Genomic DNA, 19,906 nt, shown 5'->3' on the forward strand with positions numbered 1-19,906 from the left:
TCTGAGTTGCTTGAGATCACTCGGAAATCTGCAACTTGCGCGCCTCGGTATACACGTACCGTACCTTCTCGTATTCGAATGGCGAGTTCATCGACCCGTAGCGGAAGCTGGTGGTGTAGCGACGGTCGATCGCTCGCAGCAGGTACAACTCCGGATGGTCTTCGCTGACCTGCGCAACGTTCAGGAAGTTGATCTGCGATTCCGCGGAAAAGTCGAATACCAGACCGCCGGTGTCACGGAAGTTCGACGGACCGAGGATCGGCAACACGAAGTAAGGTCCGGCAGGTACGCCATAGAAGCCCAGGGTCTGACCGAAGTCTTCGCTCTGCTTCGGCAGGCCCATCTTGGTGGCCGGATCCCACAGCCCGGCGATCCCTAGCGTGGTGTTGATGAGCAGGCGTCCAGTCGTTTCCATCGAGCGTTTGCCCTTGAACTGCAGCAGACTGTTCAGCAGGCTGGGCACGTCGCCAAGGTTGCTGAAGAAGTTGCTGACGCCCGTGCGCAGGAAGCTTGGGGTGACGTATTTGTAGCCGTTGACCACCGGCAGGAAGACCCACTCATCGAAGCGATAGTTGAAGTGGTAAACCCGACGGTTCCAGGATTCGAGCGGGTCGTAGACGTTGAGCGCGTTGAGCGAGGAGCGCTCGAACTCCTGAGCGTCCAGGCCAGGGTTGAATTTCAGCGACTTCAGCGGCTCGGTGAAGCCATCGGGATTGTCCACGCGCTGCACGGGAGCGGCCTGGGAAACGATCGGCGCATCGGCTGCATGAACGGTGCCCGCACAGAGCAGAGCGGCAATAAGCAATAGACGTTTAGCCACGGAAAAACTCCAGCATGGCGTCGCTGTTGACGCGATAGTTCATGTTGCCGCAATGACCGCCGTAAGGATAAACGGTCAGGCGATCGCCAAAGGTCTTGCGCAGGAATCCGAGGTCACCGGGACCCAGGATCACGTCGTCGGCATTGTGCATCACAGAGATTTTCTTGCTGGTGCTCAGGTAATCCTTGAGTGCATACAGGCTGACCTGGTCGACCAATTGCAGCAGGCTGCCGCCGTCGGTGCGCGCGCGCCACATCGGGATCACTTGCTCGGTGACGTAGCAGTCGAAGTCACATTGCAGCGCGCGCTTGAGAAACGGCGTCAGGCTGGTGCCTTCGCTGATCGGCGTCTTCGGCGGCGTGATCAGGCCGCGACGGTTGATCAGGTCGGAAGTGAAGGCGATGTCGGCGGCGGAGAAGCGGAAAGAGGTGCCAATCAACATGGCCATCTGTTCGTTCGACAGATGCTGCTTGGACTGCTGGAAGTCATACAACAGCGCGTCATTGAGGTCGATGTAGCCTTTTTCGCGGAAATAGCGTGTTAGCTTCTGCAGCACCAGTTCATAGAAAGTGGTGCTGTTGGTGATGCCCTTCACGTCGGTCTGGACCAGTTTGTCCAGGTTGGTGATCGAGGTGTAGAGGTTCACCGGCGGATTGATCAGCAGCACTTTCTTGAAATTGAAACTGCGGCGGGTTTCGTCCAGCTTGCTGACGAAGGCTGCATCCAGAGCGCCAAGACTGTAACCGCTGAGGTAGTACTCGGTGACCTGCAGTTTGTTCTGCTGGGCACGGACGGCCTGCATTACGCGGTAAAGGTCTTCAGCGTCTTCGGTGGTGACACCCGGCGTCGCGAAACGTGAGGCAGCGCTCATGAAGTCGTAGCTGGTCGGCGATGACAGCTGTACGACGTTATACCCAGCTCCGTAATACAGACGCTTGAGGTATTCATTGAGGGTGCTGTTGTAAGGTGCGCCAGTGCCGGCGATCAGGAAGATCAGCGGTGCCGGGTGGTCTTGCCTGGCCAGGCGATAATGCAGCTTCTTCACGGCCCAGAAGTTGTCCGGGAGGGTGAATTCGCGATCGGGGCGCAGGGTCAAGCTGTAGTCGTCCTGATCGATGTCCGCATCGTTCGGGACATTTGCGCGCAAATCAGGCGGTGTCGTGGCGATGGTCGCTTCGAACGGGTTGGTCAGAGGGAAGCCATAGCTGGACGGATCGATATCGATCGCCATCACGGACGCACTCAAGAACAAGCCGCCAGAGAGGGCGGCGAGGCGTAGAAAACGAAGCATGACTAAATCCCTTGGGAAAGAAGTGCTGTTGATATGCGCAGGCTATGACACAGGGGAAGCACGAAAAGTGCCGTGATGGCATTTTGCGTTGATACCTGCGTTACCCGTACAAATCCTAGGCGACAATATACGTTCTGGCTCTGCCGGCGTGTCAGCTTGTGCTTTTAATGTGTTGTGGTTCTTGTCCTGGGCTGACTGCGGATATGCTGGGCGTCGTTTTTTCTCATCTGGAGCATCGAGTGTCACGTCGCCTGCCGCTGGCTTTAATGATTGCTGCCCTGACCCTGTGGCTCGCCCTGAGTTATGGCGTGAGGTACGGGCTGATGGAAGACGTGCAGTGGGTGGGTACCTGCTCCGACGACGCGCTGAAATGGCAATGCGTACTGCGTTCGAATCTGGGATTGTTGATCCACTTCGGGGTGTTCGGCTGGGGGGCGTTGGTGACGTCGGTGATTGCGTTCTTCGTACCGCGCAAGGTCGGGCGGGTGCTGGCGGGAATTGGATTGTTGCTGGGGGTGCTGGCCCTGGTGCTGTATACGGCGAGTGTGGCGGTGTTCGCGGTGGTGATTGCAGGGTTGCGGCTGGTGCGGGCTTCATAAGTGTTTTTGCGCTCGCTCCGCTTTTGATTCTGCCGGAGGGCGTAGAAGACTTGCAGGTGATCTGGCGCTCTCGCGCCGCATTTGATTCTGCCCGAAGGGCGTAGGAGCAAGCTTGCTCGCGATCTGGCGCGTAGCGGCAGGAAAGTCGGTAAATGCGGTGGGTCAGTTAGTCCTCGGTGTCTGGGCTTGCTGCCGGTTCCCGGCAGATCGCCGGCAAGCCGAGCTCCTACGCCTTCCGGGCAGAATCAAAAAACAGGTCGAACCCAAACCCCAGTCAGCATAAAGGGGAGCCGAGGCTCCCCTTTAAATCGTTGCACGTGCTCTTTCTTATTGTTGTAGGGCGGTCTGTTGTTGTTTTTGGCAACCGTTCCCTTCACAGCGTTCTTCAGCGATCCCCATCCGGGATACAAGAGCAAACGTATTTTTTTGAGCGCTTATCTGCTTCGATCCTTTACCTGTGGCGAGGATCCAACCCGTTCTGGACGCTACCTGATGGTAGTTTTATTGTTCTCTGTCGGGCTGTGAGGCCAAGGCCTCTGTAAAGCACATCTACTCCAAAAAAATCTGTTGGCTGCGTCTCTGTGCCGTTGTTCTTGTTATGTCAGAGCCGATTCATCTTATTTTTATTGGGTTTTCACATTTTGTTCTTGTTATGCAGGAGATATAGCAGGGCGCGTGCCAACTTTTGAAAACCCTTTAAATTCAATGGATTAAAGAAATCACAAAATTTCAGGGGATGTCAGCGGCGCCCATTCTGTTTCCGTGTTACCCGTATTCTGTTTTGGAATTCCTCCATCGGTAACACAATGTGTTTCGCAGGGCGTCATCCCTGCGTGCTCCCTGGTTCGCGTGTTGTTGCGGCCTCGGCGGCAGGTGAAGCCGAACTGACTTGCCAACTGCGCCGCAGTGCCAGCGCCATCAGCACGCTGGCCGCCGCCCACGCCAGGGCCTGCGGATTACTCAGGCCTTCGCGAAACAGCTGTGGAACGATCCCGACACCGACGATCAATGCCAGCAGAGCGATCTCGCGGCGCGGCGCGGTGACGGGCCTGAGCAGATAGAAGAGCGCAGGCAGCCACAACGTCGGCGTGGCGAAGCTGCGGTAACGCGGGTCAAAGACCATCGCCAGCATCATCACCGCCGCCGCGAACCCCGCCGCACTCAGCCACCAGCCGGCGCGGGATTCGAACCAGACGAACACCCGGCTGCGCCATCCCTCCCTGTCAGACAGCACCAGAGCCGCGTGGGTCAGTACCAACAGATTCAGCACAACCAACGCCCAGGCCCAGATGTATTCACCGGTGAAGCGGCAGGTCACCCGCGCCAGTTCGCCCCAGGTGCCGATGCAGCAACCGCCGAACACGGCGAGTAACGGCAGGATAAATGCGTTACGCGAGTGGGTAACACCTCCAGCCATGGCCAGCGTGAGCAGACTGATCGCACCGCTGACCGCCAGCCAGAACGACCAGTACGGCAAGTTCGACACCGGGCCGGTCAGTACGCCTTTCTCGTGGCGATCGGCATCGAACAGCCCCCAATATCCCCCCACCGCGCCTTCGGCTTCACGTTTCCAGGGTTGGTCGAATGCTTCGATCAGGTTGTAATGCCAGCCGTTGTGCTCGGCCATGGCGACGAAACTGCGAATGAACTTCGCCTCGTTGACCCGGCTCGGCAGGGCGGTTTCACGTTGACGTCCTTCGCTGGGCCACCCGGTCTCTCCGATCAAAATGTCCTTGGGCGCGAACTTGTTGGCGAAGGTCTGCCGGATCTGCGCCACGTGAGACAGCGCGTCATCGATACCCTTGGGATCGTCTTCCCAGTACGGCAGCAGATGAATCGTCAGGAAGTCCACCGCCGGCGCCACTTCCGGGTATTGCAGCCAATACTCCCAGACATCGGCATACGTCACCGGCTGTTTGACCTGGGCCTTCACCTGACGAATCAGTTTCGCCAGTTGCGGCCCTGTCACCTCTTTCCGTAACAGGGTCTCGTTACCCACGATCACAGTGGTGACAACATCCGGGTAGGCGTTGGCTGCCTTGACCAGCGCGTCGACCTCCTTGGCCGTGTCCACCGGGTTGGCATTGACCCAGGCGCCCAGCATCAGCTTCAGGCCGTACTTGCGCGCCAGTTGCGGAATCGCTTCAAGGCCGGTCATCGAGTATGTGCGGATGCACTCGAAGCGCGTCGCCAGCAATGCCAGATCGGCATCCATTCGCGCCGGGCGCAGGGTGAATGGCTGATCGAACGGCGACTGGTCTTTATCGAAAGGGGTGTAGGACGCGCATTGCAGCTTGTGGGTGGGCGTCGCGGCGTCGGGCAACACGACCGGCTTGCCGAGGGCATACCAGTAGCCGCACAGGGCGATCAGGGCAAGCAGACAGGAGGACAGATAAAGGACGAAAGGCGAGCGGGGAGTGGCAGCCATGATCGAGCCAAAGTGGGGCAGAGGGCCCGCATCTTAGCTCAACAGCAGTCTCGATCTATAAGCCTCAAGCTGCAAATCGAAGCGCCGTCGCCTGCTTTTACTTGCAGTTCGCAGCGCAAAACTCGCGACTGCCGTTTAGGCATGCAATTTTCGGACGGATTGCGATCCTTTTCACGACCTGTTTGTCGTTGATGGCGCACTGATGTCGTTTCCCGCTGCCTGAGTGTCGTTGACAGGAAAGGCACAAGGTCAGTGGGGGTTGATCATCGGGTCGTCAACGCAGCGAGTGCTGCTGCGCAGGCAAGTGGTTGAAGCGTGAAAGTTCTGCGGTGCGCCAAATGCGGGCGCAGGCCGCAGACTTAAAAAAACGTTAACGATACCCGACCGCCGTCGGGTGCAGGACTACCGGGGAAGTAACGATGAAAATGCGAAATATCCTGGGCGCAGGTGCCGCACTGGCGCTTGCCATCAGTTCCACGCTGGCCCTTGCCGCCGACAAACCGGAGCTGAGCATCGGTTATGTGGATGGCTGGTCCGACAGCGTTGCGACCACCAACGTGGCCGCTGAAGTGATCAAGGAAAAACTGGGTTACCCCGTGAAACTGCAGGCGGTTGCCGCCGGGATCATGTGGCAGGGCGTTGCCACCGGTAAGCTGGACATGATGCTGTCCGCCTGGCTGCCCGTGACCCACGGCGAATACTGGGCCAAGAACAAGGACAAGGTCACCGACTACGGTCCCAACTTCAAGGACGCAAAAATCGGCCTGATCGTACCTGAGTACGTCAAAGCCAACTCCGTTGCGGACCTGAAAACCGATGAATCCTTCAAGAAAAAGATCGTGGGCATTGACGCAGGCTCGGGCGTGATGATCAAGACCGACCAGGCCATCAAGGACTACGGTCTGGACGGCTACAAACTTCAGGCGAGTTCCGGCGCCGGCATGATTGCCGAGCTGACCCGCGCTGAAAACAAGAAAGAGTCCATTGCCGTGACCGGTTGGGTGCCGCATTGGATGTTCGCCAAATGGAAGCTGAAATTCCTGGAAGACCCGAAAGGTGTTTACGGTGCGGCTGAAACCGTGGACAACGTCGGCAGCCTGGACCTGGCCAAGAAAGCCCCGGACGTGGCTGACTTCCTGAAAAAATTCCAATGGACCAGCAAGGATGAAATCGGCGAAGTCATGCTTGCCATCCAGGACGGCGCCAAGCCTGAAGCCGCTGCCAAGGATTGGGTCGCCAAACACCCGGATCGCGTCAAGGAATGGACCGGTAAGTAATTTGCCGCAAAAGGTTCATGCGTGATTCGAACCGCCCGGCAAGTGATTTGCCGGGCGGTTTTATATGCTCGCATATATCCGACCTTGTAGGAGCCGGCATGCTGGCGACCCCAGGATTTTTCAGCCGACTCATCTGTCACTGATCCACCGTTTTGCCAGCAAGCCGGCCCCTGCAGGCCTGCGGCCAGAATCAAAAGCCACTCCCCGCGCGCATGTCTTTTGCGCCAAACATGCCTCCGGTTTTACCGCATTCAATAAATGCGCAGCCCCGCGTGCATCAACTAATGTCGTTCTAATACTAAGGTCGTCTGGAGCGCGTGGCAGACCGGGCTAAAGTGCAATACGTGACATCCATCTGTGCTGCGAGGACAAAAACAATGAACGACAGCATTTACCTCTCGATTCAGAACAGCCCCCGTTTCAAGGAGCTGGTCTCGAAAAGGGAACGATTCGCCTGGATTCTCTCGGCGATCATGCTCGGGCTCTATGCCGCTTTCATCCTTCTGATTGCGTATGGGCCTCACATTCTCGGCGCCAAGCTCAGCGCCACATCATCCATCACCTGGGGTATGCCGATCGGCGTGGGTCTGATCCTCTCCGCATTCGTGTTGACCGCCATCTATATTCGCCGCGCAAACGGCGAGTTCGATGAGCTGAACAACGCGATTCTGAAGGAGGCGCAACAATGATCCGGCGCCTTTTTTCAGCCCTCGGCCTTGCGGCCTTTGCCCCGACACTCTGGGCGGCGGATGCCTTGACCGGTGCCGTGCAGAAACAACCGCTCAACGTCGCCGCGATCGTCATGTTCGTGGTCTTCGTCGGCGCCACGCTTTGCGTGACCTATTGGGCGGCCAAGAAAAACAAATCGGCAGCGGACTACTACGCCGCCGGTGGCAAGATCACCGGTTTGCAGAACGGTCTGGCCATTGCCGGTGACTACATGTCGGCAGCGTCCTTCCTGGGTATCTCGGCCCTGGTGTACGCCTCCGGCTATGACGGCCTGATCTACTCGATCGGCTTCCTCGTGGGCTGGCCGATCATTCTGTTCCTGATCGCCGAACGCCTGCGCAACCTGGGTAAATACACCTTCGCTGACGTGGCGTCCTACCGCCTGAAGCAGAAGGAAATTCGCACGTTGTCTGCCTGCGGTTCGCTGGTGGTGGTGGCGTTCTACCTGATCGCGCAAATGGTCGGTGCCGGCAAGCTGATCCAGCTGCTGTTCGGCCTTGATTACGGCGTGGCCGTCGTGCTTGTCGGTATCCTGATGTGCCTGTACGTGCTGTTCGGCGGCATGCTGGCAACCACCTGGGTGCAGATCATCAAAGCGGTGCTCTTGCTGTCCGGTGCCTCGTTCATGGCATTGATGGTGATGAAGCACGTTAACTTCGACTTCAACATGCTGTTCTCCGAAGCCGTGAAGGTTCACCCCAAAGGTGAAGCCATCATGAGCCCGGGCGGTCTGGTGAAGGATCCGATCTCGGCGTTCTCGCTGGGCCTGGCACTGATGTTCGGTACCGCTGGCCTGCCTCACATCCTGATGCGCTTCTTCACCGTGAGCGATGCCAAGGAAGCCCGTAAATCGGTTCTGTACGCGACCGGCTTCATTGGCTACTTCTACATCCTGACCTTCATCATCGGTTTTGGCGCGATCCTGCTGGTCAGCACCAACCCAGCGTTCAAGGATGCAGCAGGCGCGCTGATCGGCGGCAACAACATGGCGGCGGTGCACCTGGCCGATGCCGTAGGCGGCAGCCTGTTCCTGGGCTTCATCTCGGCGGTGGCATTCGCGACCATTCTGGCAGTGGTTGCCGGTCTGACTCTGGCCGGTGCATCGGCGGTGTCTCACGACCTGTACGCCAGTGTGATCAAGGCTGGCAAAGCCAACGAAAAAGATGAAATCCGGGTGTCGAAGATCACTACCATCGCCTTGGCTATTGTTGCGATCTTGCTGGGTATCGCTTTCGAAAGTCAGAACATTGCGTTCATGGTCGGTCTGGCGTTCTCCATCGCGGCGAGTTGCAACTTCCCTGTGCTGTTGCTCTCCATGTACTGGAAAAACCTGACCACCCGCGGCGCGATGATCGGCGGCTGGATGGGGTTGATCAGTGCCGTGGTGCTGATGATTCTTGGGCCGACCATCTGGGTGCAGATTCTGCATCATGAGAAGGCGATCTTCCCGTATGAATATCCGGCGTTCTTCTCGATCATCATTGCGTTCGTCGGGATCTGGTTCTTCTCGGTGACGGATAAGTCGAAAGCGGCAGAGGGCGAACGTGCGTTGTTCTTCCCGCAGTTCGTGCGTTCGCAGACTGGCCTGGGGGCGAGTGGTGCGGTGTCGCATTGATCTGAAGTGCTGAGGCAATAAAAAACGCCCCGATCGAATCGGGGCGTTTTCGTTCTGGCTGTCAGTCCTCGGTGAACACCTTCAGCGGCGGTTCGTGCATCAGAAAGTGCTGATGCGAAATGTTCCATGCGTAAGCGCCCGCCAAGGTGAACACCAGCAAGTCGCCAATGGCCAGCTGCTCCACCGGTTGCTGTGTGGCAAGCACATCTTTTGGCGTACACAGCTGGCCGACGAGAGTCACTGAAGCATCGATGATCTGCGCCGGTTGAGTGCCCCGCATCACTGTGAAAGGATGATCGTGGCCCTGCGCCGCCGGTGTGCGGAAATGGTGAGTGCCGCCGCGTCCGATGGCGAAGAACTCGCCGTGGCTGCTCTTGATGTCCAGCACCTGCATGACGTAATACCCACACGCGGCGCTGATGAAACGGCCGATTTCGAACCGAATGCGCGTGGCGCCCATCCGATACTTGTCAATCAGTCCATTCAAACCCTCGCAGAAACGCCCCCAATCGAACGATTGCGTCACATCCTGATAGTTGATGCCCATTCCGCCACCCACGTTCAATACGGACAGGTGCAGGTCATGCTCGGCGCACAGCTGGCGAAAGGTCAGGATATAGCTGCGGATCAGTTCAAGGTGCGCATCGACATCCAACTGGTGCGATAACAGATGAAAGTGCAAGCCTTGAAGCTTGAGCGAAGGCTCGTCGCGCAGCAGTTGCAGGGCGTGGGCCAGACCTTCTTCATCCAGGCCGAACGGTGTCGGTTTGCCACCCATGACCAGGCGACTCTGCGGCGCCTGGGCCAGCTTAAGGTTCAAGCGAAGCATCACCGGCGCCTGTGTCCCACGCTCGCGGGCGATCCGCGCCAGGCTGCGCAGTTCGGTGACGCTCTCGACGTGGAAGGCCGAAACGCCGTATTGCAAGGCGATGTCCAGCTCACGGTCGAGTTTGCCTGGGCCGCCGAAGATCAGCGGCTGATCGGGGCACTGCTCGTACAGCCAGCTCAATTCCCCGCCCGACGCCGCCTCGAAACCGTCGACCCAGGGCGCCAGTGTCTTCAGCACTGCCGCCTCCGGATTGGCCTTCGCGGCGTAAAACAGTTCGCAGTTTGCGGGCAGTGCCTGACGCATTGCCTGGATATGCCGCTCAAGGGCCGGCAGGTCGTAGACGTAGGCGCACAACGGCGCGTCGTGCTCGGTTCTGAGTCGCTCGATGCGTCGAACGACGGCAGCCGGAAGGCTCATGCGCTTTTCCTTTTTTCGATGATGGCCAGTGGGTTCGGGAGGGAGGTGTAGCCGGCCTCACGGTCGGCGCGCATCAACAGCCGCGTCATGAAGTTTTCCTTGCTTGGAAGAGGCGCTCCAGCGCAGAGCTCCTGCAGCTCATCGGGATAGTCGAGGCGTGCCGATTGAGCGTGCAGCAGTTGGCCAATTCGCGCCCAAAGCCGTTGCTCCAGCGGCGCACTGCCGTTGGCCAGATGAAAGATCGCTTCCCCCAGATTGTTCACCAGCGCGCAGTAGGCCACGCGCTGCCAGGCTTTCTGTGCGCTGTAATGCACGGATTTGCGGGTGCGTTCATCCAGTTCGCCAAGACGTTCGGCGGGCCAGACCTCCGGAACCAGCTTGGTGCCCTCCAGATCACGAATCCAGATACGCGCAGGAAGCCCGTCCCTGGCGAAACCGATGACGGTGTTCTGCAGATGCGGCTCCAGCACCACGCCTTGACCGAACAAGCAATACAGCACGCCCCCGAGCATCTGTTCGGCATAGGCGTTCAGCCAGTCGAGCGTGGCCTGCTCGACGCCGAGACCGGCGTTATCGGCGTAGCGCTGTACCTGTTGACGGCATACGCTGCGGCCTTGTTGATCCCACGTGAACAGCGCCATCGCCACTTGCGGTTCATAGCGCTCGCGGTCGGCGGGGGAGAGGTTTTCCCGGTAAACGATCCCGAAGCATTCGGTGACTTCACGGGCTTGCTCCAGCGAACCCAGGGCGCTGAGATCCAGGCTGGTGGCACTTGGCTCGGGCATCAACATAAAGCCTGGTTGCTCCTTGGCCAGTTCCATCATGACCGGTGCCAGCAGACGAGTCAGGGCGACGGCGCTGTCCAGCTCGTACCAGGCGTTCTTGCGCACGCAGTTGGTCAGGCGCACATGCATCGAGAACTTCATGAAGTACGACAGTTGCGGGTGATAAAGCGTACGGACCGACGAGGTCGGGTACATCGGCTGTCCCAGAGGGCCGAGGTACTCGATCAGGCGATTTTCCTGCCCACGTCGCACCAGAGGGTCGGCGAGTATGCGGGCGACTTCCCAAGGGTGACACGGATAGGCATCGTCCCGGCCCGACAGCTGGCGCAGGGTGCTGCGTGGATCGTCGCCCTGATGGCGAATCAGGCTCGGGTCGACCTTGAACCAATGCAGTTGAAAATGCGCTCCCACTTCCGGGGAGCACGCCAGCAGGTCGTCATGGGAGACCCCTTCGCGGCTTTTCGGCGTCGGGTGCAGTGCATGGCCCCAGAGCTGATGCTGTTCGGACACCAACAGCGAATCACTCGCCTGGTTGGCCGGGCGCGCATGGCGCAGAAAGGTACGGGTGATCTGCAAGCTGTTGGCAACCTGTTGCAGCATCTCGCCCACTCTGTCTGCGCCGCTGAGCGGCGTGCACAAAAGGCTCGCCAGTTCCTTGGCATCGAGGGGGCGCCAGCTGTGGTTGTTGCCTTTGAAGTAGGGCGCGCTGGTGTAGTGGCAGCGACCCAGCAGACTGGCGCGGTCAATGCGCACCACCAACTGCCCGCTGGGCAGGCGAATGCTTACGCAACGGCTGTTGGCCTGGCGCAGGCTCATGGGCAAGTCCTGCGCCCGGTGGTTCAGGCTGGCTTCATCGCGGGGTAATGCGTACTCGCGCAGGTAGCAGTTGAGCAGGCATTCGATGGCGTGCCGTTGGGCCTCGCCATCGAGGGCATGGTCACGCAGGGATACGGTGTCAGGGGATGTATGGTCCATGGTGAGTGTCATGCTGGAATCTCCCGGGAAGTGATCAGTAGGGGACGGGCGAGCACCAGGGCGGCAATGGCCGCCAGGCACGCAACGAGAAACGGGGAGGCGATGCCACAGGTCTGGCTGACCAGGCCCGCTGTCACGCCAGCTGCGGTACCGGCCCATTTGCCGCTGGAATCGAACCAGCCGAACAGGCGACCCGCGCTGCCTTTGCGGCTGCGCTGACTGAGGCAGCGGTGCAGGCCGACGAAGCCGAGCAGCATTCCGGCTCCGCTGAGCAGTCGCAGGACGAATAGCGGTTCGGCCTGCACGCTCCAGAACTGCAGTGCATTGCTGATTGCCAGCAATCCGAGCCCAGGGAGCAGCAGGTTTCCCCGATGTTTCTGCGCCCAGGGCAGCGCCAGCAGATACACCAGGTGCGGCAGGCTGTAGAGCACGCCGATCAGGGCATCGTTGCCAAGACCCAAACGTTCGCCGAACGGCACGAAGTAGGGGAAAGTGACGACCATCGCGAAGCTGAACAGAAACTGCACCGCCAGCAGGCGTGCCATGTCGTCCGGCAGGTCGCCCAGAGTAGCGGTGTGCTTGTGCGCCAATGCGCGTTTCGGGGTGTCGTCGGGCAACGGCAGGATCAGCACGAACGCCAGCAGCGGCAGCCAGGCCAAGTAGCGATACAGGCTCAGTCCCAATCCCTGAGACGTCAGAACGCCTAGCAGGATGGGTCCGCTGATCATGGCCAGGCGCGCCGAATACTGCGTCCAGTTCAAGGCGCGCGAGAGGTCCCCATCTTTGAACTGGGTCGACAAGTAGGCGTTGGAAGCCGCCATCGCACCGCCGAACGTGCCTTGGATGATCAATGCGAGCACGAAGACGGGCAGATTCGGGCTCAAGCCAGCCAGCAGGAAGCCGGCAAACAACCCGGCATGAGCGCGCAGCAACGACAGGCGACAGCCGTTGCGATCAGCCCAGCGTCCCCAGATGGGCGCCGCCAGAGCGGTGCACAACGTCGGCAGGACAAACAGCACGCCGATGGTCCAGCCCGGTGTATCCGGGGCCAAGTCTGCAAGAATTCGTGGCAGGTACAACGGGATACCCAGCGCCGTGAATGCCGACAGGTAATGCCCTAGCAATACGCTGCTGATCAGACGACGTTGCATGGCGCATCCCCCAGCAGGAAGTTCGCCGCGCTGTAGCCGTAGAACTTGTTGATGTCGTTGGCGCCGGAATGCACCTTGCTGAACAGGCTGCCAGCGCTGAGCAGGTACTTGACCGGCAGTCGCTGGCGGTCAAGCAACCAATGGTGCGCGTCATCGCAGTCGATGCCCTGTGCTTGGAGCTGTTGCAGACAGGCCATCAAACGCGTCCTCAACGAGTCGTACAGGCTGTATCGAGAAGCGAGGCCCGCGTTGGCGATCGATTCCAGAATCGCCACGATGTTCAGTTGCAGCGTGATGGTGCAGAACATCTCGGCCAGCGGCTGGCTGCTGTCCACGCGAATGCGCTCGTCCTGCAAGGCCGCTGGCAGATGGCCGAGATCCGGGCAGGCTTTGGTGAAGCGCTGCGGCCAAAGGCGAGCGGCGTCGTTGTCTTTCATCAGCAGACGCAAGGGCTTGCCCTGTTCGAACATCAGCACGGCGTTCTGCTGATTGGCCTCCAGCGCAATGCCGTACTTCAGCCACAGCCTGAGATGGGTATGCAGCAGTAGATCGAGGTACTCCTCCAACCAGCGCTGCAGCGAGCCGTCATGGAAACGCTCGACCAGTTGTTCGACAAGCAGGCGGCCATCGCCAAGCGGGCTGGCCAACGCGGCGACCGGCACCAGCGTGGTGTCCTCCAGCCCCGCTGGATAGCGCCGCGCGATGTAGGCCAAGTGACGGCTGTCCGCTGCATGACCGCCGTGTTTTTCGTCGACGTGCACGTAGCGCGAGGCCAACTGTGCATCGCGCGCCGAGAGGGCCAGCAAGATGGTCTGGAACCAGTGGCCGTCGTACAACGTGCTGGGTTTGATCAGGCGCAGATTGCGGGCGCCGAGGGTGCTGACCAGCAACGGCAGCTTGATGTGCCATTGCGGTTGATCGCTGCATACCACGGTGCGCACCGACAGGGTCGGCTCGACACGCATGGCGCTGCGCGGGGCCTTGAGCGCACCTTCCGGCAGCCCGTAGTGCTGCAGTTGACTCCAGGTCAGCGGATGGACCGGTATTAATGAGTGGCTGTTTCGCAGGGTGGGCGACAGTCCCACTTCGTCGAAATCGGGCCAGTGCGAAGGTTGCGCGCTGGTCAGGGTAAGCGCATCGCGCGGGATCGCCAGCCAGTTCAGTTCGAAGCGCGGCGCAAACTCGGGCGCATAGTCCTGTAGCGCCACAGCATCGAAGCCGCTCTTGGCGCGCGCTGTCGGGTAGAACGGATGGTCGAGGTAGCTCGCCAGTTGATCGATCTTCAGCAGGCGCTGCGACCAGTCCTTCAGCCCCGGCACGTCAAGCAGCCCACGCGCCTGTTGGCGGTATGCCTGATTGCACAGGGCGCGATGTTCGGTCGCGCAGTCGGCTTCCTTCAGGTAGGCCGCAAACAGCTCCAGACTCTCTTCGTCCAGGCCATGGCTCAAATGATCGAGCCAGAGCCGGTAGCCACGCTGAACCTGCAGACTGCCCTGCGTTGAAGCGCGGATCCAGGCGTCGCCGGTGCCGATCCAATCCTGTAGCGGATACGCCTGAACCACCGGCAGCCAAAGCTCATCAGCCCCTAGATGGGAGACGCGCAGCCATCGGCAATCAGGCGGGGTCGGTAGCAGTTCGCTGAGTGGCGCCGAGGGTGGGCAGATCTGCCCTTTGCTCACGACGGCGCGAATGTCCTCGCGCAGGCAGCAATCGATGATGCGTCGGGTAATGAACGCCTGATCGGCGTGGTCTGCGTAAGAGCTCATGCCACCACCCACTTGAGGTCGTTCAGGGTCGTGTTCAGTCGCGCTTCAAGGCTGACTTCGTCCGGCGCGATCAGACGCAGTACCCCGACGTAGTCCTTATTGGAATGGCTGATGGTCACGGTGTCGCCAGCATTGTGTAGCGCCCGGTAGTCGCACCAGTGACCGTCGCGTTCCAGGTTGAAGCTGGTGCTGGCCTGGTCCAGACGTCCCGAGCGATCGGCCACAAGGTAATGAACGGCTGCTTCAGCCTGCGCCGGTTGTGCGACGCTCAGGCTTTCCCCCAAATGCAGGGCGATGATTCGGTCGAACCAGCCCTGCGGCAGCAAACGGTCGAGCAGAAATTCACGACCGTCGCCAATGCTGCGGTAGTTGATTTCAACCAGAACCGGCCCTTGGGCGGTGAGAATGAATTCGCTGTGGCAAACGCCGAAGTTGATCCCGAACGCCGCTACTTGAGCGAGTGCGGCGGCGCGTTGGGCTCGACTCAACTGACCATCCCAGCGTGCCGCCAGTTCGACGAAATGCGGAGGTGGCGACAGGCTCACGTCGAAGCCGCCGATTGCTTGCAGCGTGCGTCCATCGCCCAGGGTTTCGAGGGTGAACAGCGCACCTTCCATGTACGCCTCCAGCAACAGCGTACGGCCCGGCTGCTGCTGCCAGAATTGTGCGCAATAGGCGGTTAGCTCCGCAGCGTCGTGGCAGAGCCGAACGTCCAGGCTGGCCACGCCTTCCCGAGGTTTAGCAACCACCGGCCAAGGTGCATCGGTCGGCAGGGGCGTGCTGGCGCTCAACACCTGGAACCACGGCCCCGGGAGGCCCAGACGCTGCATGCGCTCGCGCATTGCCGCCTTGTTCTTCGCGGCATGGCACAGTCGCCAGTCCTTGCCGGGACACTCGAAAGCCTCAGCGACGATTGAGGTGGCCGTCTGCAAGTGATCGCTGTTGGAGAACACGGCTCCAGGGCGAATCCCCTGGCTATTGAGCGTCTCGATGACGGCGAGCGGGTTGAACACATCGCACTCAACGATATGCAGCCGCTGCGCCGGTATGTGCGAAGCCGCGAGCAGGCGCCGGTGTTCCTGGGCGTGATCGGTAATGATCACGATCGGCAGGCCGCGTTGGTGCACGACCGGCAGGAAACCCTCGATAACGGCGGGGTGGGCGACGTGGGCAAGAATGACGAATGGACGTTGCATGGCAGTTTTCCTGGGGGCAGCAGTTGCCCGTCCCGAAAGATCGGGCAACTGGTTTACAGGGGCGCGGATGCGCGGTTTAGAAGCGGTAATTGACGCCTAGGGTGAGCGAGCGCTCTGGCGCGGGTTGACGACCCCAGGGGCTGGTGTCGATACCGCGGAAGTAGTACTCGCGGTTGAACAGGTTGCTGATGCCGGCCGACGCGGTCAGGACGCTCTGGTCTGCCAGCTTGAACTCGCGCTCCAGGGCTGTGTTCCACACCCAGTAGGCGGGCAGCTTGCCTACGCTGGCGGTGGCGTCTTCATTGCCCGAGTTGGCGGCATCGGTGTAGGCACTGCTGACGTACAGGCCGTCGAGGTTGTAGGTCCAGTGCTCGGCGAAACGGTAACGGCCGTCCACTGTGAACTGATTGCGCGAGGAGAACGGCACTTCGTTGTCCTTGTAGGTGCCGTTGCGTTGTTTGGCATCGAGATAGGCGTAGCTGGCGTGCAACTGCAGGTCACGCAGGGCCTGCGGCGTCCAGAAAATCTCGGTCTCGAAACCCTGATGTCGGGTGCTGCCGATATTGTCGAAGCGATCGGACGTGGCGTTGTAAACGATCTGGTCGTCGAAATCGATGCGGTACAGGTCGAAGTCGACCCGCATGCCGTCCCACGGCGTATAGCGCACGCCGGTTTCGTAGTTCCACGCCAACTCGGCGCCGACGTCACCTTCCTTGACGATTTGTGTGACCTGCGGTGGACGCAGGGACTTCTGGGCATTGGCGTATACGTACCAGGCGTCGGTCGCCTGATAGCCGACGGTCAGGCCCGGCAGCCACTCTTCGGATTTGTTCTCGCGGCTGAAACCGGTGATGCCGTCGCTGTAATCCATGCGTGCATTTTCGTAGCGCACGCCAGGGGTAATGGTCAGACGGTGATCGAGCAGGCTGATGGCGTTGCTCAGGTAGAACGCCCGGGCGTCGTCGTCAAATTTCCAATCCCGGAACGGCGTGTTACGGCCAGTGGCGAGGCTTTCGCGGTCAACCTTGTAATCGATGTCTTCGCTGACATAGCGCGCGCCCAGCAACCAGGTCTGACCGATGTTTTCGCCGTCGATGGTGGCACTGATCCTTGGCTCGGAGCCCCAGACCTTGAAGTCCCGCGGCCCATCCTGTTTGGTGACCGCCGCGCCGTCAGGGGTGAAGGGCAGCCCGACGACAAAGTTGCGGTAGCTGTCGTGAGCGAAGTTGGTCCAGCTGAACTCCACCGAGTCGAACGGTCCCATGGCCCCCAGACGCTGGGTATAAGTGCCCCAGACGCGATTGGTGTCGCCTTCGAAGCGGTCCAGCGGGCGCGTCGATTGCCGTGGATCGTCCTTGTAGTCGCGCACGCTGAGTGCACCCGCCAGATCCATGTCGGCCTTGTAGCGCTGAATACCGAAGCTCAGGTCGCGATCATCGTCGATATTCCACTGTCCCCGCAGGCGGTAGTTCTGAACGTCCGTATCGGAATGCTCGCGGCCGTATTCGCCGCTGAGGGTGTTGATGTCCAGCTGCAACCCGAAGTTTTCGGTCAGGTAGCCGCCGGTGCCCAGGTAGGTATCCCACAACTGTCGTCCGCCAGCGTTGAATGTGGTCTTCTCCTGCAGGGTGGTTTCCCATTTATGCGGGATCGGCTTGCTGATGAAGTTAATCACCCCACCGACGTTGTTCGGCCCATATTGCACCGCTGCGCCCCCACGCACGATGTCCACACGGTCGACGGTTGCCATGGTCATCGGAAACAGCGACAGCCCGGTCTGGCCATAAGGCGCCAATGCCAGGGGAATGCCGTCCGATAGAGCCTGAATCCGGCCACTACGACTCTCATACAGTCCGCGCACCGCGATCTGTGGCAGTGCACCGGTGCCGGTTTCGTCGAAGACCTTGATTCCCGGCACGCGTTGCAGGGCATCGTCGAGGCCCCGCGCACTGGCCTTCTGCAGTTCGCTGGAATCAATCACGCTTCGGCTGCCGGGATAGCTGCGTACGTCCTGGTCGCTGGCGCTGCCGAGTACGTCGCCCTGGATCACCATGGGTGCCAGTGAAAGGTCGCCGACCGGGCCGATGGACAGCTCGGTGGGTGCTTCGGCCGCCATCGCAGCGTGGCAGATGCCCAATGTGAGGAGGCTGAATGAAAAATTGAGTGAAGTTGCTGTTTTCATCTGACTGTGTCGGCTCAGTTTTGCTGTTGGAGAGAATGCAGGCGGGCTTTCAGGGCGTTGTGCAGCAGGCCCCGGTCTTCACCGGCCATGAAGCTACGGACCCCGCGCGCGCGCCAATGGGCGTTCTGTTCGGGGGTGCGGGGATTGGCGCAGAAAGGTATTTGGGCTTCGTGGCAAGCATCTGCCATCGACTGCAGGGCTTGCCAGACGTGCGGATTGAGCGGATCAGGCCCCAGTCCCAGATCCAGCGACAGATCCAGGGCGCCTTCCATGATCATGCCGATACCCTTGATCTGTAGTATTTCGCCAAGGGCCTCGATCCCGGCGCGGCTTTCAATCATGGGAATGATGGGGGTCTGGCTATTGGCCCGGTCGATGTAGGCGGGGAGAGCCAGGCGACCGAAACCTGTGATGCGTCCCCCGGTGATTCCACGCTTGCCCATGGGCGGGAAGAAGGCTGCGTCGACGGCACGTCGGACCTGCGCTGCGCTTTCGGCGCGTGACAGCACAATCGCTTCGATGCCCGCATCCAGTGCACGGCCGATCAGTTTTTCATCCACTTGCGGGATGCGCAGCCAGGGCGAGATTCCCGCGGCTTCACACGCCCGAACGCAATGCATGATGTCGTCCTCGGAGCGAAGCAAATGCTCCAGGTCGAGCATCACGAAGTCATAACCGGCGAAGGCAAGCATTTCGCACAGCAACGGGGACGGCACAGAGTTGAGCATGCCGTAGATGTCCTTCCCTTCCTTGAGTCGGGAAAATACGAGAGATTCATGTATCACTGACGCAGGTCCCTTTGGTCGAATTGGGCGCCAATAATAATCATTCTCGATTCGGTGTAAATCCTTTTTTTTTGCCGAGTCTGCTGGCACTTGTGATGGCCATATAACGAAAAACCCCGCTCTAGGGCGGGGTTTTCAGCGTCCGGGGAAGGACGGGTGGGTCGGGCTTATATCCTGCCCAGCAACACCAGAATCAACAGGATCACCAGGATCGTACCGATGATGCCGGATGGACCATAACCCCAACTTCTGGAGTGCGGGAAGACCGGAAGACCGCCGATCAACAGGAGAATGAGGATGATGATTAGAATCGTGCCGATGCCCATAACGAGTTCCTTCTTGTGTACTTGGTTAATGGCTTTGCCGTTCAAGCTTTTGCCAACTCGGCGAAAAGTTGTGCCGCTTGAATGATCCGACTGTGGCCAAGAACAAAAGGTTCTGACGAAGGGAAATAAAAAATAACCTTTCTAATAAATTCCTGTAAAAACAATAGCTTAATAGGATTTAGTTTGCCGAAGGGGGGCTGGTCGACTGTATGTTCTGATGGGCGGTTAGAGGGATTTACTCTGGAACCAAGCCGTTTGGAGTTGGTCTCCCGATTCTTATTGCTAGCTCTTTATAGGAAGCACCCTATGTACTATTCGTTGATGGCGGATGCGGTGGTGGTCTTCCATCTAATGTTTATTGTGTTCGTCATGTTAGGCGCACTTCTGGTTTTGCACAGGCCTGCCTGGATCTGGCTCCATTTGCCTGCCGTGGTCTGGGGCATGGTCGTGGAACTCCTGCATTTGTATTGCCCGCTGACGCCGCTTGAAAACAGCTTGCGAATCAAGGCGGGTGTTGCGGGCTATGAAGGGGATTTTGTCAGCCGTTACCTGATCCCGCTGATCTATCCGGCAGCCCTCACGCCACAGATTCAAATCGGGCTCGCAGGCTTGGTGCTGATGGTCAACCTGGTCGCTTACGCGCTTGTTATCAAACGCTGGCGGGCTCGCCGCACAGTGGGCTGAGGCGGCGGTTTGCCTGGCATATTCAGCGAGCTAATGGAGATCCTGCCGCAC

The 19,906-nt window shown here is 59.7% G+C and carries 16 protein-coding genes; 5 read left to right on the forward strand and 11 right to left on the reverse strand.

The window, feature by feature from the left end; all coding sequences use genetic code 11:
• Window positions 1-16 precede the first annotated feature (16 nt).
• On the reverse strand, window positions 17-820 hold the full coding sequence (locus ACRER8_RS08080; RefSeq protein ID WP_431745815.1) for an MlaA family lipoprotein: 804 nt from the start codon (window positions 818-820) through the stop codon (window positions 17-19).
• Window positions 813-2,111, reverse strand: a complete 1,299-nt coding sequence (locus ACRER8_RS08085; RefSeq protein ID WP_431745816.1) for a serine/threonine protein kinase — start codon at window positions 2,109-2,111, stop codon at window positions 813-815. The genes ACRER8_RS08080 and ACRER8_RS08085 overlap by 8 nt, the downstream gene beginning before the upstream one ends.
• Before the next feature lie 239 nt (window positions 2,112-2,350).
• Between ACRER8_RS08085 and ACRER8_RS08090 the strand changes: the two genes are divergently transcribed.
• Complete coding sequence (locus ACRER8_RS08090; RefSeq protein WP_431745817.1) at window positions 2,351-2,710, forward strand: hypothetical protein; 360 nt, start codon at window positions 2,351-2,353, stop codon at window positions 2,708-2,710.
• 823 nt (window positions 2,711-3,533) lie between these two features.
• On the opposite strand, the gene ACRER8_RS08095 is transcribed toward ACRER8_RS08090, so the two are convergent.
• Window positions 3,534-5,138: a beta (1-6) glucans synthase gene (locus ACRER8_RS08095; RefSeq protein WP_431745818.1), complete on the reverse strand. Its 1,605-nt coding sequence runs from the start codon at window positions 5,136-5,138 to the stop codon at window positions 3,534-3,536.
• Between the two features lie 419 nt (window positions 5,139-5,557).
• On the opposite strand from ACRER8_RS08095, the gene ACRER8_RS08100 reads away from it, so the two are divergent.
• The 3 genes from ACRER8_RS08100 (at window position 5,558) to ACRER8_RS08110 (ending at window position 8,759) form a co-directional block, all read left to right on the forward strand.
• Window positions 5,558-6,415: a glycine betaine ABC transporter substrate-binding protein gene (locus tag ACRER8_RS08100; RefSeq protein ID WP_431745819.1), complete on the forward strand. Its 858-nt coding sequence runs from the start codon at window positions 5,558-5,560 to the stop codon at window positions 6,413-6,415.
• Window positions 6,416-6,792: 377 nt separating this feature from the next.
• On the forward strand, window positions 6,793-7,104 hold the full coding sequence (locus ACRER8_RS08105; protein ID WP_431745820.1) for a DUF485 domain-containing protein: 312 nt from the start codon (window positions 6,793-6,795) through the stop codon (window positions 7,102-7,104).
• Window positions 7,101-8,759 carry a cation acetate symporter gene (locus tag ACRER8_RS08110; protein ID WP_431745821.1) on the forward strand — a complete coding sequence of 553 codons (1,659 nt, stop codon included), beginning with the start codon at window positions 7,101-7,103 and terminating at the stop codon, window positions 8,757-8,759. Before ACRER8_RS08105 ends, ACRER8_RS08110 begins: the two co-directional genes overlap by 4 nt.
• Before the next feature lie 61 nt (window positions 8,760-8,820).
• Here ACRER8_RS08110 and ACRER8_RS08115 read toward each other — a convergent pair whose 3' ends face one another.
• From ACRER8_RS08115 to ACRER8_RS08150, 8 genes are all read right to left on the reverse strand, one after another.
• A complete protein-coding gene (locus ACRER8_RS08115; RefSeq protein ID WP_431745822.1) occupies window positions 8,821-10,005 on the reverse strand; it encodes a type III PLP-dependent enzyme in 1,185 nt (394 codons plus the stop codon).
• A complete protein-coding gene (locus ACRER8_RS08120; RefSeq protein ID WP_431745823.1) occupies window positions 10,002-11,777 on the reverse strand; it encodes an IucA/IucC family protein in 1,776 nt (591 codons plus the stop codon). The genes ACRER8_RS08115 and ACRER8_RS08120 overlap by 4 nt, the downstream gene beginning before the upstream one ends.
• Window positions 11,774-12,916 (reverse strand): MFS transporter, encoded by a 1,143-nt coding sequence (locus tag ACRER8_RS08125; RefSeq protein WP_431745824.1) that lies wholly within the window; start codon window positions 12,914-12,916, stop codon window positions 11,774-11,776. Before ACRER8_RS08125 ends, ACRER8_RS08120 begins: the two co-directional genes overlap by 4 nt.
• Window positions 12,901-14,682, reverse strand: a complete 1,782-nt coding sequence (locus tag ACRER8_RS08130; protein WP_431745825.1) for an IucA/IucC family protein — start codon at window positions 14,680-14,682, stop codon at window positions 12,901-12,903. Before ACRER8_RS08130 ends, ACRER8_RS08125 begins: the two co-directional genes overlap by 16 nt.
• Entirely contained in the window at window positions 14,679-15,878 is a 1,200-nt protein-coding gene (locus ACRER8_RS08135; RefSeq protein WP_431745826.1) for an ATP-grasp domain-containing protein, read from the reverse strand. Before ACRER8_RS08135 ends, ACRER8_RS08130 begins: the two co-directional genes overlap by 4 nt.
• 76 nt (window positions 15,879-15,954) lie before the next feature.
• On the reverse strand, window positions 15,955-18,060 hold the full coding sequence (locus ACRER8_RS08140) for a TonB-dependent receptor family protein (protein ID WP_431745827.1): 2,106 nt from the start codon (window positions 18,058-18,060) through the stop codon (window positions 15,955-15,957).
• A 14-nt stretch (window positions 18,061-18,074) separates the two neighbouring features.
• On the reverse strand, window positions 18,075-18,845 hold the full coding sequence (locus ACRER8_RS08145; protein WP_431745828.1) for an HpcH/HpaI aldolase family protein: 771 nt from the start codon (window positions 18,843-18,845) through the stop codon (window positions 18,075-18,077).
• Window positions 18,846-19,012: 167 nt separating this feature from the next.
• A complete protein-coding gene (locus tag ACRER8_RS08150; RefSeq protein ID WP_092410703.1) occupies window positions 19,013-19,171 on the reverse strand; it encodes a DUF3309 family protein in 159 nt (52 codons plus the stop codon).
• Window positions 19,172-19,477: 306 nt separating this feature from the next.
• Here ACRER8_RS08150 and ACRER8_RS08155 point away from each other — a divergent pair, with 306 nt between their 5' ends.
• The gene (locus ACRER8_RS08155; protein ID WP_431745829.1) at window positions 19,478-19,855 is read left to right on the forward strand and encodes a DUF2784 domain-containing protein; all 378 of its coding nucleotides are present in this window, start codon (window positions 19,478-19,480) and stop codon (window positions 19,853-19,855) included.
• Window positions 19,856-19,906: the final 51 nt, after the last annotated feature.

The organism is Pseudomonas sp. (assembly GCF_050739935.1).
Lineage (GTDB): Bacteria > Pseudomonadota > Gammaproteobacteria > Pseudomonadales > Pseudomonadaceae > Aquipseudomonas.